We start from the raw sequence: 15469 nt of genomic DNA on the forward strand, positions 1-15469 counted from the left end.
CAGCAGCGCGGTTGCGCGGCGGCGAGCGCCGGTTCGAAACATCGCATTGTGATTCTATGAGCGCCATACCTCAGGCCACGCGCAAGCGCGGGCGTCCCGTGAAGGGCGAGAGCGCGACGCTGCGCGACGAGCTGATCCTCAAGTCCGCGAAGCTGTTCCGCACGCAGGGATACGAACGAACGACGGTCCGCGACATCGCCGCTGCGGCGGGCGTGCAGGCGGGAAGCTGGTTCTACTATTTCAAGACGAAGCAGGACATTCTCGTCGCGGTGATGGAGCAGGGCATGTCGAACGCGCTCGCGCGGATCGAGGCGCTCGACGTCGAGAACCTGCCCGCACGCGACGCGTTCCGCGCGCTCGTGCACACGCACTTGAAAACGCTGGTGTCGCCCGATCACGACTTCATTCCGGTGCTGCTGTACGAATGGAAGTCGCTCGACGAAGCGATGCAGGCGAAGGTGCTGAAGCTGAAGGACCGCTACGAGGCGGTGTGGGACGGCGTGATCGAGCGGCTGCAGGCGGCGGGCGAGTGGCCCGCGCCGACGCCGATCGACCGGCTGCTGATGTTCGGCGCGCTGAACTGGGTCGCGCAATGGTACAAGCCGAACGGGCCGCTCGGCCTCGATGCGCTCGCCGATCATGCGGTGCAGTTCCTGTTGCGCACGCAGCCCGGCTGCACGTTCGCCCCCGAGCCCGCGCGCGCGGCGAAGAAGAAATCCGTCAGGAAAACGGGCTGACGTGGTCGAGCCGATTCATTCGTCATCCGGAACGATCCGGCGCGGAGCGGCGCGCGGTTCATGTGCGGCGATGCGTTGCGCCGGAAGCGCCGGGTGTGCCGGAGGCAGCGGACGAAGCAGTCGCGGCGGAAACCGCGACGCTTGTCATGCCGCCCGATGCGGCGTCGAGCGGCGTGGCAAGCGTTGCTGGAACGATCAGTACTGCGTGCCGTACGTCGCCGCCATGGCCGCAGTTGCCGTCGCGCGCCGAGCGTGTCTCGATGCGCCCGGCGGCCGACAGCGCCGCGATGATGTCCGCGGGATCGCGGGATCGCCGGCGTCGCGAGACGCCGCTCACCGCGTGATGCGAGTGCCGCAAGCGCAGCACGAGCCGGCTCCCCGCGTGCCGCGGGTCGGCATGCGCGAACGCGAGCCGCGCGCTTTCCCCTTCGGAGAATTTCGGCAGGGCCGCTAGCTGATCGGCACGCACTTGCGGCAGCAACGGCAGCAACGGACGCAACGCCGCGCCCGCAGGCGATGCGTGCGGCGTTTGCCAACCCGCCTGCTGCAGGGCGGCGCGCGATCTGCGCGCGGTGCGCCGGCCATTGCGGCGGCAGCGGCTCTTCCTGATCGGCGCCGGCGACCATCGCGTCGCGCGGCGAACCGCCTTTCTTACGCGTCGCCGGATGCCGCGCCGCGCCGCCGTGTCGTCCTCCCGCAAAGGCCGCGATTCGTTCGCCGGCCTGTTCGCCGAACCGCCCTCTTTTTTCATTTGAAGAAAACGCAGGCCGCCTGCATTGACAACCACGCGTCATTGATCAATTGAATATTCATAAGGTGAATTCAACAATTTAAATGAATATTCGATTAAGCAGAGCATGGCCGTCGCCATCGTTCTGCAAGCGCACCGTAAATTCTGCTTGGGCTGCATCGCGTGCGGCGCGGCTTCGCCGTCGGCTCGTTCGCTGCCCATCCGGCGCGCCCCGCCCGCTCGCCGTCACCGGCATGCCTGAGGCACGCCGCACAGAACCATTTCAATTCACTAACCAAAGCCTAACTCGATTAACGCGACCATAACGATAAATTAATTTATTGGTAAATTTCTTGTAAAGATAGATTTGACCTCCTAGCATGGCTTTGCAGTTCACCGTACCTCTCTTGTTTAGTGCTTGCAGTTAATATGTTTCCAATAACCACGCATTCATTATCTGGAGGATTACATGAAGAAACTTTCCTTCCTGCTGTCCGTCACTGCGATTTCGCTCGCCAGTCTCAGCGCGTTTGCGCAAGCCGGCGACCAGCCGGCCGCGGTCGACCGGGCGCTGCAATTGATCCAGCAGAACCCGGCCGCCTTCAACCTGGCCGCCGGCAGCGCCGCGCGCACGCTGAAGTTCGCGGCCGCGCAGCCGGGCGCGCCGGCGGAGGGCGACCAGTTCCAGGTGCGCGACGTGATCGTCGACCCGGACGGCACCGAGCACGTGCGTTTCGACCGCTTCTATGCGGGGCTGCCCGTGATCGGCGGCGACGTCGTCGTGCACTCGAATCAAGGGCAACTGAAGCAGGCGAGCCTGACCCAGCCCGTGCCGATCGATCTTGCCGGCAAGATCGGCAAGGTCGGCGAGCGCTTCGTGGTGCGCAACGCGCCCGATGTGGGTGCGGCCGCGGCCCGGCGCGCCGCGGCCAAGCACTTCGGCGCGGACGTGCGCCGTGTCGACGGCCCGGATCTCGTCGTGTTCGCGCGCGACGCCGCGCCGACGCTCGCCCACGCGGTGCGCGTGTACGGCAAGGCGACCGACGCGCACGGCGAGGCCGTGCTCTACTACGTCGACGCGCGCACGGGCAACGTGCTCGACGCGCAGGATCTGATCAAGACCGCCGCCGCAACCGGCACCGGCCGTTCGCTGTACTACGGAAACCTGTCGCTGACGACCGACCAGACCGGCACGAACGCGTACCGGATGCTCGATCCGACGCGCGGCAGCGGCTCGGTGTACGACGGCCGCGGCCTGACCTCGGACGAAGTCGAGCTGGCGACCGATCTGCCGATCTTCACGAGCAGCACGAACGTGTGGGGCGACAACACGACGAGCAACCGGCAGACTGTCGCGGCCGACATCGACTACGGTCTCGCGCTGACCTGGGATTACTACAAGACCACGCACAACCGCAACGGCATCTTCAACGATGGTCGCGGCGTGAGGAGCTACGCGCACGTGGTGTTCGACACCGGCAGCGGCACGACCGGCGCGAACGCGGCATGGCTGTCGTCGCGCGTGATGGTGTACGGCGACGGCGAGCCGGGCAGCCGCCTGCCGAAGCCCGTCGTATCGGTCGACGTGGCCGGGCACGAGATGAGCCACGGCGTGACCGAAGCCACCGCGAACCTGAACTATTCGGGCGATGCGGGCGGCCTCAACGAGTCGACTTCCGATATCTTCGGCACGCTCGTCAAGTACTACGCGAACAACCCGAACGATCCGGGCAACTACGTGATCGGCGCGCGCATCACGAGCGGCGGCCTGCGCAAGATGTACAAGCAGGATCTCGACGGCCGGTCGTACAGCTGCTATCCGTCCAGTGGCTTCACGTGGACGAATCCGCATTACTCGTCGGGCGTCGGCAACCGCTTCTTCTATCTGCTCGCGGAAGGCCCGGTGGTGCCGGCGACCGACACCGGGCTGTCGAAGAGCCAACTGGTCTGCAACGGCGACACCAGCTTCAGCGGCCTCGGCCGCGACAAGGCGGGCAAGATCTGGTATCGGACGTTGACTGTGTACTTGACCTCCAACTCCAGCTACTCGAGCGCGCGGCGCGCGTCGATCCAGGCGGCGAACGACCTGTACGGCGCGAATTCGGCTGAGAGCGCAACGGTTGCGCGCGCGTGGAGCGCGTCCGGCGTGAACTGACGACGCGGCGTATCGGCGGCGGCGTGCCCGCCGGCCGGGAAGCCCGTTCCTGCGGGCTTCCCGGCGATTCTCGATGCGCATGATTGGATCAAGCCGCTTCACGGCGGCGCATCCGTTTTCCATGGCGACGCTATGTCGTCGTGCGGAGAAGCGAACGAGGCGCACGAAGCGAAGACGCGAACGAAGCGAAACCAGCGCGCATGTCGGTCATCGATGCGGACGTTGGACCATTCAAGCCCATCGTTTCACGCCGTGCCCTCCAGCGACGAAACGCCGAAGGTCAAGCATTTCATCGCACCGCTCGCGCGCCACGCGCAAGGGGCCGTCACGACGCCGTCGATGAATGCATGATGCGGCAGAGCATCCGGCGCATCCGGCGCAACCGGCGCGGCGATACGAATTGACGGAATCACTTCACTGCAGGCGGACGTTGCCATCACGCCTTGCGTGATGGCCGCAGGCGAGAAACGACCGAGAAAGTCGATCGCGGATGCATTGCGGATCGCTGCTTTCCTGTTGCGCGTTCGCCAAATCGATCCGCTCGGCATCGACATCAACCGGTTCGTTCACCTACCCATCGCGATTGAGCGGGGCACGTCGAACATTGCGTCATGTGCGGGCCCGGCGTGCATCGAGCGCCGCGATGTCGCTCGCGTCGTTCGCCTGCGGTTCGCCGATGTGAAAATGCTCGAACCGGCTGCACGCGGCGGCGACGCGCGATATCGCCGAATCCTTCCGTGACGCGATCCGTCGACTATGCTTCAGACGTGTACCGCAACGTCCCGATGAAAGGAGGCGCGATGACGGAGCCTGGCCCCTGCGTGCTGGCGATCGATCTCGGAACGAGCGGCCCGAAGGCCGCCGTCGTCTCGCTCGACGGGCGGGTCGTCGCGGCGGCGCGCGAGGCGGTCGCGACGCTGTCCGTGCCGGGCGGCGGCGTCGAGCAGGACCCGCTCGACATCTGGCGCGCGGTCAAGCATGCGTGCGTCGTCGCGCTGCACGCATCGGGCGTCGCGTCGCGCGACGTGCGCGCGATCGCATGCAGCAGCCAGTATTCTTCGATCGTGCCCGTCGGCGCGGACGGCGCGCCCGTCGCGAACATGATTCTCTGGCTCGACCGGCGCGGCGCGCCGCGCGCGATGCGCGACGTCGCACATTACCCGAAGCGGGCCGATTCGCTGCTGCGGCAGTGGCAATGGCTGCGCGTGCATGGATTGCCGCCCGTCGAAGGCGGGATCTCGCTCACGCACATGCGCTATCTGAAGTATGCGAAGCCCGACGTCTACGCGCGCACCGCGACGTTTCTCGAACCGATGGACTATTTGAATCTGCGCTTCACGGGGCGCGCGTGCGCGAATCAATGCACGGCGTTCATGTCGCTTGCGATCGACAACCGCCGCCTGAACGCGACGCGCTACGATTCGCGGCTCGTACGTTACTCGTGCATCGATGCCGACAAGCTGCCCGAGCTGCTGCCGATCGACGCGATCGTCGGCCGCGTGTTGCCCGACGTCGCCGACGAACTCGGCTTGCCGCGCGATACGCCGGTGGTTGCGGGCCTGAACGACACGCAGGCGGGCGGCATGGGCGCGTGCGCGTTCGCGGGCAAGCACGCGGCGCTGTCGATCGGCAGCTCGAGCGTGATGATCGCGCACGTGCGGTTCAAGCGAACGGATATCCGGCACGCGATTCTCAGCATGCCGAGCCCGGTGCCGGACACGTATTTCGTGATGGCGGAAAACGGCGTCGGCGGCGCGGCGCTCAAGCACTTCATCGAGCAGCAGGTCTATGCGGACGATCCGTTCGGCGCGCTGCCGCGCGACGATTGCTTCGCGCGCCTGCAAACGGCGATCGACGCGACGCCGCCAGGCAGCGGCGGCGTGCTGTTCCTGCCGTGGCTCGCGGGATCGCTCGCGCCGTGCGCGGACGCATCGATGCGCGGCGGCTTCGTCAATCTCGGGCTCGACGCGACGCGCAGCCACCTCGCGCGCGCGGTGCTCGAAGGCGTCGCGATGAATCTGCGCTGGCTGCGCGGCCCTGTCGAAGCATTCGCGAAGCGGCGCTTCTCGCACTTCGTGCTCTACGGCGGCGGCGCGGAATCCGACGCATGGTCGCAGATCGTCGCGGACGTGCTGAACGCGCCCGTGCATCGCGTCGAGCAGCCGCAATACACGACGTGCGTCGGGGTTGCGCTGCTTGCGTTCCAGCGGCTCGGCTTGCTCGATCTCGACGATTTCGGCGCACGCGTGCGGATTCGCGGTGTCCACGAGCCGAACCGCGCGAACGCGGACGTCTATGCCGAAATGTCCGCGCGATTCGTCGACGCGTTCAAGCGTAATCGGCCCGTTTTTCGCGCGATGCAGCGTGTTTAGGCACACGAACGAATCGCTCGCCGGCGCGCTGCGTCGTCAGCCTCGGTTCATACCCGGTGCGTGCGCGCGCGTCGGCGGCCGCGCGCGAGCCGACGCGCAAACCGGGAGCCGCTCAGCCCGGCGCGTAACACGAGAGCCAGTCCTTGACGTAAAAGCACTTCCAGCTCGAGTTGATCGGCAGGTTGAGCGAAGGAGCGGGCGGCGTGGCCGGCGACGGCTTCGGATCGTTCGGCCCGCTCGCGCGGCTCGACTGATCGACGGACACCGGATAGGGGACGTTCGCGAGAATGCCGCCGTACTGCTTGCCGAGCACGAAGCCGACGGGCGTCACCAGCATGTAGGCGCCCGGATTGCCCGATGTCGCAGTCGACCACACGGGCTGCCCCTTGTTGTAGACGACGAGATTGCCGTCGGGCTGCATCGCGACGCTGTCCGACGCGAAGCTCTTGTTCCACAGGTAATAGGTGACGTTGTTGAAGATCTGCAGCGATTGGCGTCCGTTGAGCACCGGGAAGTTCAGCCCGAACGGATAGCCGACGACCGTCGTGAGCGCGCCGCTATTCGGCGTGATCGATGCGAACGGCCAGGTGAACGAAGGATATCCGCCCTGCGGCGGATAGATCGCGACGACGCCGAAATCCTCGACGACCGCGTACGAGCCCGGAATGGGCGCGGGGCCGTAATACCAGTTGCTCCAGACGACGTCGTTCCCCGAATAGAATGCGAGCCGGCCGTCGGTCTGCATGACGAGCCGATCGCCTTTGCCCACGTAGAGCGCGCCCTCGGGCTTCGTTCCGAAGAATTGCGACATCGAGCTCGCGCCCCATGCCTGCGTCGGGAATTTATAGTGGAAATACAGCTTGCCGCTCGCGGCGTCGATGCCGAATGCGAAATTGCCGTTGTTCGACATCGCGTATTGCCCCGCGACCAATGTGCCGCCCGATGGAATGATCGCCCCCGCCATTGCCGACATCGATGAGCACAGCATCAACAAGAAAGCCAATGCGTATCTCTTCATGACGTGTTCCGATTTTTATTAGGATGTCATGCTAAGCATAGCGTGAACGAAAGGAACGTACAGGGAATTTTTAATGTGTTAATTAGGCAGCCTTAATGTGAACGGCGAGGTGGAATCATCGGCAGTGCCGTCGGCATCGACGCACGTCCGAAAGCCGATGCCGGTCCCGATCAGGAGGGCGTGATGGATCTCGAAGAAGGCGTCAAGCGGCTTTATCCGTATGCGGCCGAATTCGGCGCGATGCACGGCTTTCCCGAGCGCGGCATGCCGCGCGAGCGCTTGCTCGAAGAGCTGCGATCGATGGCCGCGCGCGAAGACTTCAAATGGGAACACGGCCGCTGCTCGGGCACGATGTACTGCGGCGATCACGAACATTATGCGTTCCTCAACGAAGCGTACGGGCTCTTCAGTCACGTCAACGCGTTGCAGCGCGACCTGTGCCCGAGCATGAACCGGATGGAAAGCGAGATAGTCGCGATGACGGTCGCACTGCTGCACGGCGAGGCCGTGACCGGGCATGACGGCGCGCATCGCGCATGCGGCGCGCTGAGCCTCGGCGGCACGGAGAGCATCCTGAACGCGACGCTCGCGTATCGCGACAAAGCGCGCGCCGAACGCGCAATCGTGCGGCCGCGGATGATCTGGCCCGCGTCGGCGCATCCCGCGTTTCGCAAGGCCGCGCATCTGTTCGGCATCGACGTGATCGTCGCGCCGGTCGATCCGCAAACGATGCAGGTCGACGTCGATTTCGTGCGCGATGCGATCGACGCCGATACCGTGATGATCGTCGGCTCGGCATGCAATTATCCGTACGGGACGATCGATCCGATCGAGGCGCTGTCCGACGTCGCGATCGACAAGCACGTGTGGCTGCATGTCGACGCTTGTCTCGGCGGCTGGATTCTGCCGTGGGGGGAAATGCTCGGCTATCCCGACATTCCGGTTTTCGATTTCCGCTTGCCCGGCGTCACGTCGATCTCGGCCGATACGCACAAATACGGCTACGGACCGAAAGGCGGCTCGGTGCTCGCGTGGCGCGACGCGAGCTTTCGCCGGCACCAGTACTTTTTGATGACCGACTGGGCGGGCGGCGTATACGGGTCGCCCGGTTTGGCCGGCAGCCGTTCGGGCGGCCTGATCGCCGCGACGTGGGCGGCGCTGCGCGGCCTCGGGCGCGAAGGATACCTGGCGCGCGCGAAGGCGATATTCGATACGGCGTTCGACATGCAGGCCGCCGTGCGCGCGATTCCGGAACTGCGCGTGCTCGGCAGGCCGACGTTCTGTTTCGCGTTCGCGTCGGACGCGTTCGACATCTATCACGTGAACGACTGCATGCGTCGGCACGGCTGGCGCTTCAACGGGCTTCAGCGTCCGGACGCGCTGCACATGTGCGTGACGGGGCCGCAGACGCAGCCGGGCGTCGTCGAGCGATTCAGGCGGGATCTCGGCGAGGCGGTCGACTATGCGCGACGCCACGCGGATGCGCGCCCGCAGTCGAGCGGCGTCTATGGCGGCGATTCGGCCGGGCTCGACTTGCGCGACGATGCGCAGGCGAGAGCGTTCTTCACGCAGGTGCTCGATCTGTTTACCGACTGTCCGCTTTAGGCCGCGATGCATGGAGCCGTGCGCGCCGATCGAGCGCGATGGTCGAGCGTCACGAGTCGCCGGTCGGTCCGTCCCAGCCGTCGAGATATTTCGGCAGTTCGTCGCGCACGTCGACGATTCGCTGCCGATAGAACAGATGCATCGTCGGCCGCAGCGCGTCGGGCAGCTCGCCGCCCGTGGCGCGCGCGACGATCGCGTTCGGCACGACGCGCATGCCGAGCCGGTTCGTGCCGAACACGGTTTCGCCGCAGGCTGCGCAGAACCTGCGGGACAGGTGCTTCGCCGGATGCGTGAACGTCGCGGCGTCGCCTTCGGCGACGGCGACTTGCTCGGCCGGCCAAGCGGTTGCCGACAGCATCGGCGCGCCGTAGAAATCGCGGCATGACGCGCAGTGGCAGTTGGCTCGCGCGGCCGGCTCGCCCGTCAGCGTCACGCCGACGGCGCGGCATAGACATCGAATGGAACGCGTTGCGGTCATCTCGTCTCCAGCGGTGAGCCGGCGAGTATAAGACAAGCGCCGCGCGCTTCGGCGTGAACAAGATGCGTTGCGCGCGGCCGGCTCGTCGGCGAATCGGATCGCCGCGCGCGGGTTCGTCGAGCGACGGACGCTCGCTGGCGCGGGCGTGTCGCCGCGCCGCCGGCATCGATCGCGCCGACGCCTGCCTTAATCGAAATCGAACATGTCGAACAGCGATTTCTTTTTCCGATACCCGCCGTGTTGCGGCCGGTAATGACCGTCGTGCTCGTACCCGTCATGCCGGCGCCGATCGTCGTGCGCGTTGCGCGCGGGCGGCGCTTCGCGGGCGGTATCGCGCGCGGCGTCGCGTCGACGCTCGCCTGCATCGTCGTCGGCACGGGCAATGAGCTTGTCGAGCTCGCCGCGGTCGAGCCATACGCCGCGACACGCCGGGCAGTAGTCGATCTCGATCGATTGCCGTTCTGTCATCAGCAGCTCGGGCGTCACGCAAACAGGGCATTTCATCGTGCAACGCCTTTCGAGGGCGCGCGGACGCGCCGCGCTTCGTTTCCCGCCGCGCGTCCGGCACGGCCGGGCGGCGCGACGTTTCGCTTCGTACGGCCCGATCGAGCCGGGCCGTGCAAGCAGTTCGCACTGCACTGCATCGCGTCACGTCACGTCACGTCACGTCACGTCACGTCACGTCGCGCGGCGGCGCGTCACTGCACGGCGATTCGTTTCGCGTGCTTTTCCTTCGCGCGCCGCGCGAGCATGTTCATTCCTTCGACGAAGGCGGAGAACGCCATCGCCGCGTAGATGTAGCCCTTCGGCACGTGCGAGCCGAAGCCTTCCGCGATCAGCGTCATGCCGATCACCATCAGGAAGCTGAGCGCGAGCATCACGATGGTCGGGTTGCGGTCGATGAAGCGCGCGAGCGGGCCGGCTGCGAACAGCATCGCCGTGACGGCGGCGATCACCGCGACGAACATGATCGGGACGTGCGTCGTCATGCCGACCGCGGTGACGATGCTGTCGATCGAGAACACGATGTCGAGCATCAGGATCTGGCTGACCGCAGCCCAAGTCGTCAGGCCGGCGGCGTTCGTCGGGCCGGCTTCGTTCGAGCCGTCGTGCGACACGTGGTGATGCATCTCCTTCGTCGCCTTCCAGACGAGGAACAGGCCGCCCGAGATCAGGATCAGGTCGCGCCACGAGAACGCGTGATCGAACAGCGTGAATACCGGCTCGGTGAGCCGCGCGATCCATGCGACCGTGCCGAGCAGCGCGAGTCGAAAGATCAGCGCGAGCCCGATGCCGAGGCGCCGCGTGCGTTCGCGCTGCGCTTCAGGCAGCTTGTTGCTCAGGATCGAGATGAAGATCAGGTTGTCGATGCCGAGCACGATCTCCATCGCGACGAGCGTCACGAGCGCGGCCCAGACGGCGGGATCGGCGGCGAGGGTCAGCAGGTAGTCCATGTGCGGTGTCGGACGGGGTGTCCGTCGAATGTCGAAGTCGTGATGATCGGCGCTTTCATGTTTCGAAAAAATCAGTTGAAATCTGATCTATCATTCGGTTTTTACGAAGTATCGATGACGATGGGGGCGAGGGCGCGATGCTGAATTTTCGCCATCTGTACTACTTCTGGGTCGTCGTGAAGGAGGGCGGCTTCGCGCGCGCGGCCGGGCGGCTCGACATGGCCGTGCAGACGATCAGCGCGCAGGTGCGCGAGCTGGAAAGATCGATCGGGCATCAGCTGTTGAAGCCGTCGGGGCGGGGCGTGGCGATGACGGACGCGGGGCAGGCCGCGTTCGCGCGCGCCGAGGAGATCTTCCGGATCGGGCAACTGATCGAGGACGAGGTGCGCGAAGCGGCGCGCGGGGAGGGCGCGCGGCTCGCGGTCGGGCTGACGGACGGCATTTCGAAGCTCACCGCGCACGCGGCGCTCGAGCCCGCGCTCGCGGCGCCGTCGCTGCGGCTGCTTTGCCATGACGGCGAATACGAGGAACTGCTCGCCGAGCTCGCATTGCACCGGCTCGATCTGGTGCTCGCGGGCGAGCCCGCGCCGCGCCGCGCGAACCTACGGCTCGCGAGCGAGCGGATCGTCGCGTCGCCCGTCGACTGGTACGGGCCGACCGCGATGGCATCGGCGGCGCGCGGCCGCTTTCCGCAGTGCCTGGCGGACCTGCCGGTGCTGTTGCCGACCGGGCACGCGGTGCTGCGCATGCGGCTCGATCGCTGGTTCGACGCGCACGGCATCCGGCCGCGGATCGTCGGCGAATTCGAGGACAGCGCGCTGATGGCCGTGTTCGCCGCGCGCGGTCTGGGCGTGTTTCCGCTGAGCGAGCCGGGCGCGGGCGACGTCGCGCTGCTGCGCGGGTTGAGGCGGCTCGGGCGCGCTGACGGCGTGACCGAGGAGATCTACGCGATCCGCTCGCAACGCGGGCAGCATCATCCGCTCGTCGCGCAGGTGCTGGCCGCGGCGGCGCGAGGGTGAGCCGCATGATCGTGCGCGGCCGGCCGTGTGCCGACGCGCACGTCGCGGTCGTTCGCGAGTGTCCCGAGCGCCGTGCTCGCCGTGCTTGCTGTTGCCGCGCTCGCCGGCCTCGACCGGCCTCGCCCGGCCGACGCGAACCGCGTGCATCGGCGACGATGCGCGCTCGGGCGACCGTTGTTGCAGCCTGGTTGAGAAGTTGCCGTTCGATGTCGTCGCGTCTTGTTCCGCGGCGCGTCCTGGCCGACGCGGAAGGCGAACGGCGAACGGGACGCCGGCTTTCGCCGACCGTCGCCCTCGGTTGGCTGAGACGCATTGGCTTGCGAAGCCTTCGTGTGCATTCGTGCAATACGTCCCGCTTGCTGTCGATCGTGAACGTGCGGCCTCTTTCTTCGACCGCCGCGCTTGCCGATCCTTTGCTTGCGATTGCGTTTCCGCCTGCAATGGCGGGCGCTGCGAATCCGTCCAGTGCCGGCGACGAAGCTTATCGCCGAGACGTCGGCGCGTTCGGATATGTCACCTAACGCGCCGCATTTGCACGGGTCGTCAAGCGTTCACCCCTGCGGAAGTCCGGCGACGCGGCGCACGTGGGACGGCGGCCGCTTGCACTTCATCGCGCCCGACGCCGCCGCTTCCGCCGTTGCATCCGGCGCCGATCGGTTCGGACGGGCGGCCCATCGACGCAGTCGATCCGAGAATTTTCCAAAAAGGGCTTGTGCGCGCGTGCGAGGCTCTCTATAATTCGCGCCTCACACAGGCTCGTAGCTCAGTTGGTTAGAGCACCACCTTGACATGGTGGGGGTCGTTGGTTCGAATCCAATCGAGCCTACCAACGCACATCGGACGCGGATGAACAGCGCAGCAAAGCCCTCTTGGGCGAGCGCTTTCATCCGCGTTCTTCTTCATGCAGCGCTCGACGCTCGTCCTTCGCATCGACGGGGCGGTCCGCGCGGTTTCTCGCATTCTTCAATTTTCAGCATGACGTTCGACGCGCGGCGCGGTGGGTGATCGCACATCGCATAGGCATGTGCGATCGCGTACGTGCGTTGATGTCACGCCGTGCTCCGAGCATCGGAATCGCGGAGTGGCGTGCGTTCGGCGGATGGGCGGGTTGCATCGAACGGCGCGTGAATCGGATCACATCGCGCATTGCCTGCGGAGCATCGCGCGTCATGCCGCGCGCGTGCCTCGCACGCGGTACGCTACTGGCGCACCACGCACCACGCACCACGCACCGCGCACCACGCGTCACACGTCACACGTCACAAGCGCCGCGTCACCGCTGGCGACAGCGCCGCCCCGTCGGACACTGCGTCGCGCGCGGCCCGTGTTCGCAGCCGCACGCGCCGCACCCGATGCAGCCTCCGCCGATCCGCGCCGGCAGCGACGTGACACGCCGCCGCCCGATCACCGGATGGCAGCCGCGCGCGCACGCGCACACGTTGCCCGCCCGGGCGCTCGCGCAGACGTCGCGGCCCGCGTGCCGCCAGACGATCACGTTCACGCCGACCTCAGCGCGCGCAAGCCGAGCGCGAGCGCGTTGCATGGCGCTTCGATCGCGGCGAGCGGGAAGTGCGCCGTGTCGGTCGCGTACGGCATGTTCAGCAGCGCATGGACGATCCGCTCGCTCGCGTGGCCGTCGCCGTACGGATTCGACGCGCGCGACATTTCGTCGTACGCATCGTCGTCGTCGAGTAGCCGCGACGCCTCGCCCACGATCCGCTCGGTGTTCGTGCCGACGAGCCGCGCGGTGCCCGCCTGGATCGCCTCCGGCCGTTCGGTCGTGTCGCGCGTGACGAGCACCGGCTTGCCGAGCGCGGGCCCTTCTTCCTGGATGCCGCCCGAATCGGTGATGATGAAATGCGCGCGCGACATCAGGAATACGAACGACAGATATTCCTGCGGCGCGATCAGATGGATGTTCGGCAGCCCGTCGAGCAGCGAGTGCGCCGGCTTCTGCACGTTCGGATTCAGATGCAGCGGATAGATGAAGCGCACGTGCGGATAATGCAGCGCGAGCGTGCGCAGCGCGTCGCAGAAATGCGCGAACGGCTCGCCGAAGCTCTCGCGCCGATGGCCGGTGATCAGCACGACGCGCTCGTCTCGGCCGAGGAACGGAAACTGCGCGGCGATTTCGCGGGAAAGCGGCGCGTCGGCGTCGAGCATGCGCTTCACGTCCTGCAATGCGTCGATCACCGTGTTGCCGGTCAGCACGACGCCCTGCGTCGGCACGCCTTCGCTGAACAGATTGTGCTGCGCGCGCTCGGTCGGCGCGAAGTGCCACGACGACACCGCGTCAGTCACGCGGCGGTTCAGCTCCTCGGGCCACGGCGACCAGATATCGCCGCTGCGCAGCCCCGCTTCGACGTGGCCGATCGGCAAGTAGCGGTAGAACGCGGCGAGGCTCACCGCGAGCGTCGTCGTCGTGTCGCCGTGCACGAGCACGACGTCCGGATCGAAATCGTCGAACACGGCGCCGATCGTTTGAAGGATTCCTGTCGTCACGTCGGTCAGCGTCTGGCTTTGGCGCATCACGTTCAGATCGTACGCGGGCGCGATGTCGAACAGCGAGAGCACCTGGTCGAGCATCTGGCGATGTTGCGCGGTCACGCACACGCGTGCGTCGACGTCGGCTCGCGCCTGCAGCGCACGCACGAGCGGCGCCATCTTGATGGCCTCGGGACGAGTGCCGAACGCAAGCAGGATTTTCTTCATCTTCATCCCCGATTCACGGTTGTTCCGGTCGATCGGGCACGCGGCGCGGCGGCCGCGTGCCGTGAAGCTCGACGTGCGAGCGAACGGCGCGCGCGAACGGCGTCGCGCGATCGGACGCGCGACGCGGTCCGCCGCGCGTCGCGCGACGGTATTTCGACGTCCGTGCGCAGCGTGTCCGCGACGATTCGTCGTGCGAATCGCATCGCGACCGGCTGGCTCGGCCGTGGCGATTGGGCGGTCACGTCATGTATCGCTCCTCGTGGTCTCGGGATTGGCGCCGCGTCGCGGTGCACGACCGCGTGCGCCGCATGTGGCACACCGTTTCGTCCTTTGAGCAATATTTAAACCAGCATCGTCGCCGCCAAGGCGGACGGCGCCGGCCGCGGGCCCGGCGCGCGGGAACGTCTCGCGGCTGTTACGGCGCATTACCGCTTTGCCCGGCGCGGCATGCAGGGGCCGCTTGCGGCGTCTTGGCGGCACATGGATGCGGCCGCGCAACGCCGGCCGCGCATCCATGACGACGTTCGCCGAAAACCTTTGGGCGCTTGGGTTCCGCGCTCGCGCGCGGCTTTCGGGCACACCGCGCGACGAATGCCGCGCGGCGGAGTTCGTCAGGGATTTCCCGGCCGCGCTCGGCCGAAGGCGGGCTGCCGGCGCCGCCTTCGCGAAACGTTTCGATTCTGAAACGCGGCCGCTTCGCAGGTTTCGCGGACGCGGAAGACATGCCGCGTACGCGCGCCGGAGTCAATCGTTTGCGGCGGGCTCGCATGCCGCGCGCGCCGCGACGACGGAACTGCGTGCGCGTTCCCGTTGCGATGGCGCGCGGGCGCGGCGCGGCCGCTCGGCGTATGCGCGCATGCGATCGCGCGTTGCGCGACGCACGCCGTCTTGCGAGCGACGGCGGCCCCGGCGTTGATTCGCCGATGAATCAAAACGCGTCGCGCGCGTCGTCGCGCGAACCCGCGCTTCGCCTCGAAACCCTTGTCGCGCGGACTTTTCCGGGCGATGGCTCGCCCTTTGCTTTGAACCAGCGCAGATCCGTTCCGACGCGATTCGACGACAACACACCAAAGGAACGGCCGATGTGACGAAGCCGGAAACCGGCGGCGCGGCGCGTGTTCCGCGCGGCGTCGACGCGCGACATGCGACATGCCGCATGCGACGCGCGCGCGGCGCGCAGCGCCGGTTT

General features: G+C 66.8%; 13 protein-coding genes and 1 tRNA gene. 7 read left to right on the forward strand and 7 right to left on the reverse strand.

Annotation, left to right across the window (positions count from 1 at the left end):
• Positions 1-56: 56 nt before the first annotated feature.
• On the forward strand, positions 57-737 hold the full coding sequence (locus X946_RS09385; RefSeq protein WP_038746127.1) for a TetR/AcrR family transcriptional regulator: 681 nt from the start codon (positions 57-59) through the stop codon (positions 735-737).
• Between the two features lie 58 nt (positions 738-795).
• Here the strand turns inward: X946_RS09385 and X946_RS09390 are convergent, their stop codons facing one another.
• Positions 796-1524: a hypothetical protein gene (locus tag X946_RS09390; RefSeq protein ID WP_152611665.1), complete on the reverse strand. Its 729-nt coding sequence runs from the start codon at positions 1522-1524 to the stop codon at positions 796-798.
• A gap of 412 nt (positions 1525-1936) precedes the next feature.
• On the opposite strand from X946_RS09390, the gene X946_RS09395 reads away from it, so the two are divergent.
• Positions 1937-3622: a M4 family metallopeptidase gene (locus X946_RS09395; protein ID WP_038746130.1), complete on the forward strand. Its 1686-nt coding sequence runs from the start codon at positions 1937-1939 to the stop codon at positions 3620-3622.
• A gap of 245 nt (positions 3623-3867) precedes the next feature.
• On the opposite strand, the gene X946_RS33525 is transcribed toward X946_RS09395, so the two are convergent.
• Positions 3868-4176 carry a hypothetical protein gene (locus X946_RS33525; protein WP_152611666.1) on the reverse strand — a complete coding sequence of 103 codons (309 nt, stop codon included), beginning with the start codon at positions 4174-4176 and terminating at the stop codon, positions 3868-3870.
• Between the two features lie 246 nt (positions 4177-4422).
• Here X946_RS33525 and X946_RS09410 point away from each other — a divergent pair, with 246 nt between their 5' ends.
• Positions 4423-5994 carry a xylulokinase gene (locus X946_RS09410; protein WP_038746323.1) on the forward strand — a complete coding sequence of 524 codons (1572 nt, stop codon included), beginning with the start codon at positions 4423-4425 and terminating at the stop codon, positions 5992-5994.
• A gap of 112 nt (positions 5995-6106) precedes the next feature.
• On the opposite strand, the gene X946_RS09415 is transcribed toward X946_RS09410, so the two are convergent.
• Entirely contained in the window at positions 6107-7012 is a 906-nt protein-coding gene (locus X946_RS09415; RefSeq protein ID WP_038746138.1) for a membrane protein, read from the reverse strand.
• A 183-nt stretch (positions 7013-7195) separates the two neighbouring features.
• On the opposite strand from X946_RS09415, the gene X946_RS09420 reads away from it, so the two are divergent.
• Entirely contained in the window at positions 7196-8617 is a 1422-nt protein-coding gene (locus tag X946_RS09420) for a pyridoxal phosphate-dependent decarboxylase family protein (RefSeq protein WP_038746141.1), read from the forward strand.
• Positions 8618-8666: 49 nt separating this feature from the next.
• Here the strand turns inward: X946_RS09420 and X946_RS09425 are convergent, their stop codons facing one another.
• From X946_RS09425 to X946_RS09435, 3 genes are all read right to left on the reverse strand, one after another.
• Positions 8667-9095: a GFA family protein gene (locus tag X946_RS09425; RefSeq protein WP_038746144.1), complete on the reverse strand. Its 429-nt coding sequence runs from the start codon at positions 9093-9095 to the stop codon at positions 8667-8669.
• 186 nt (positions 9096-9281) lie between these two features.
• Positions 9282-9599: a TFIIB-type zinc ribbon-containing protein gene (locus X946_RS09430; RefSeq protein WP_038746147.1), complete on the reverse strand. Its 318-nt coding sequence runs from the start codon at positions 9597-9599 to the stop codon at positions 9282-9284.
• Between the two features lie 194 nt (positions 9600-9793).
• Positions 9794-10549 (reverse strand): TerC family protein, encoded by a 756-nt coding sequence (locus tag X946_RS09435; RefSeq protein WP_038746150.1) that lies wholly within the window; start codon positions 10547-10549, stop codon positions 9794-9796.
• 137 nt (positions 10550-10686) lie between these two features.
• Here X946_RS09435 and X946_RS09440 point away from each other — a divergent pair, with 137 nt between their 5' ends.
• Together X946_RS09440 and X946_RS09445 are read left to right on the forward strand one after the other, a co-directional pair.
• Positions 10687-11568: a LysR family transcriptional regulator gene (locus X946_RS09440; RefSeq protein WP_038746152.1), complete on the forward strand. Its 882-nt coding sequence runs from the start codon at positions 10687-10689 to the stop codon at positions 11566-11568.
• A 752-nt stretch (positions 11569-12320) separates the two neighbouring features.
• Positions 12321-12397, forward strand: a tRNA-Val gene (locus X946_RS09445).
• A 668-nt stretch (positions 12398-13065) separates the two neighbouring features.
• Here the strand turns inward: X946_RS09445 and wecB are convergent.
• Positions 13066-14280: a non-hydrolyzing UDP-N-acetylglucosamine 2-epimerase gene (wecB, locus tag X946_RS09455; RefSeq protein WP_038746329.1), complete on the reverse strand. Its 1215-nt coding sequence runs from the start codon at positions 14278-14280 to the stop codon at positions 13066-13068.
• Positions 14281-14825: 545 nt separating this feature from the next.
• Here wecB and X946_RS35055 point away from each other — a divergent pair.
• On the forward strand, positions 14826-15368 hold the full coding sequence (locus X946_RS35055; RefSeq protein WP_156440051.1) for a hypothetical protein: 543 nt from the start codon (positions 14826-14828) through the stop codon (positions 15366-15368).
• Positions 15369-15469: the final 101 nt, after the last annotated feature.

This window comes from Burkholderia sp. ABCPW 111 (genome assembly GCF_000773065.1).
Classification (GTDB): domain Bacteria; phylum Pseudomonadota; class Gammaproteobacteria; order Burkholderiales; family Burkholderiaceae; genus Burkholderia; species Burkholderia savannae.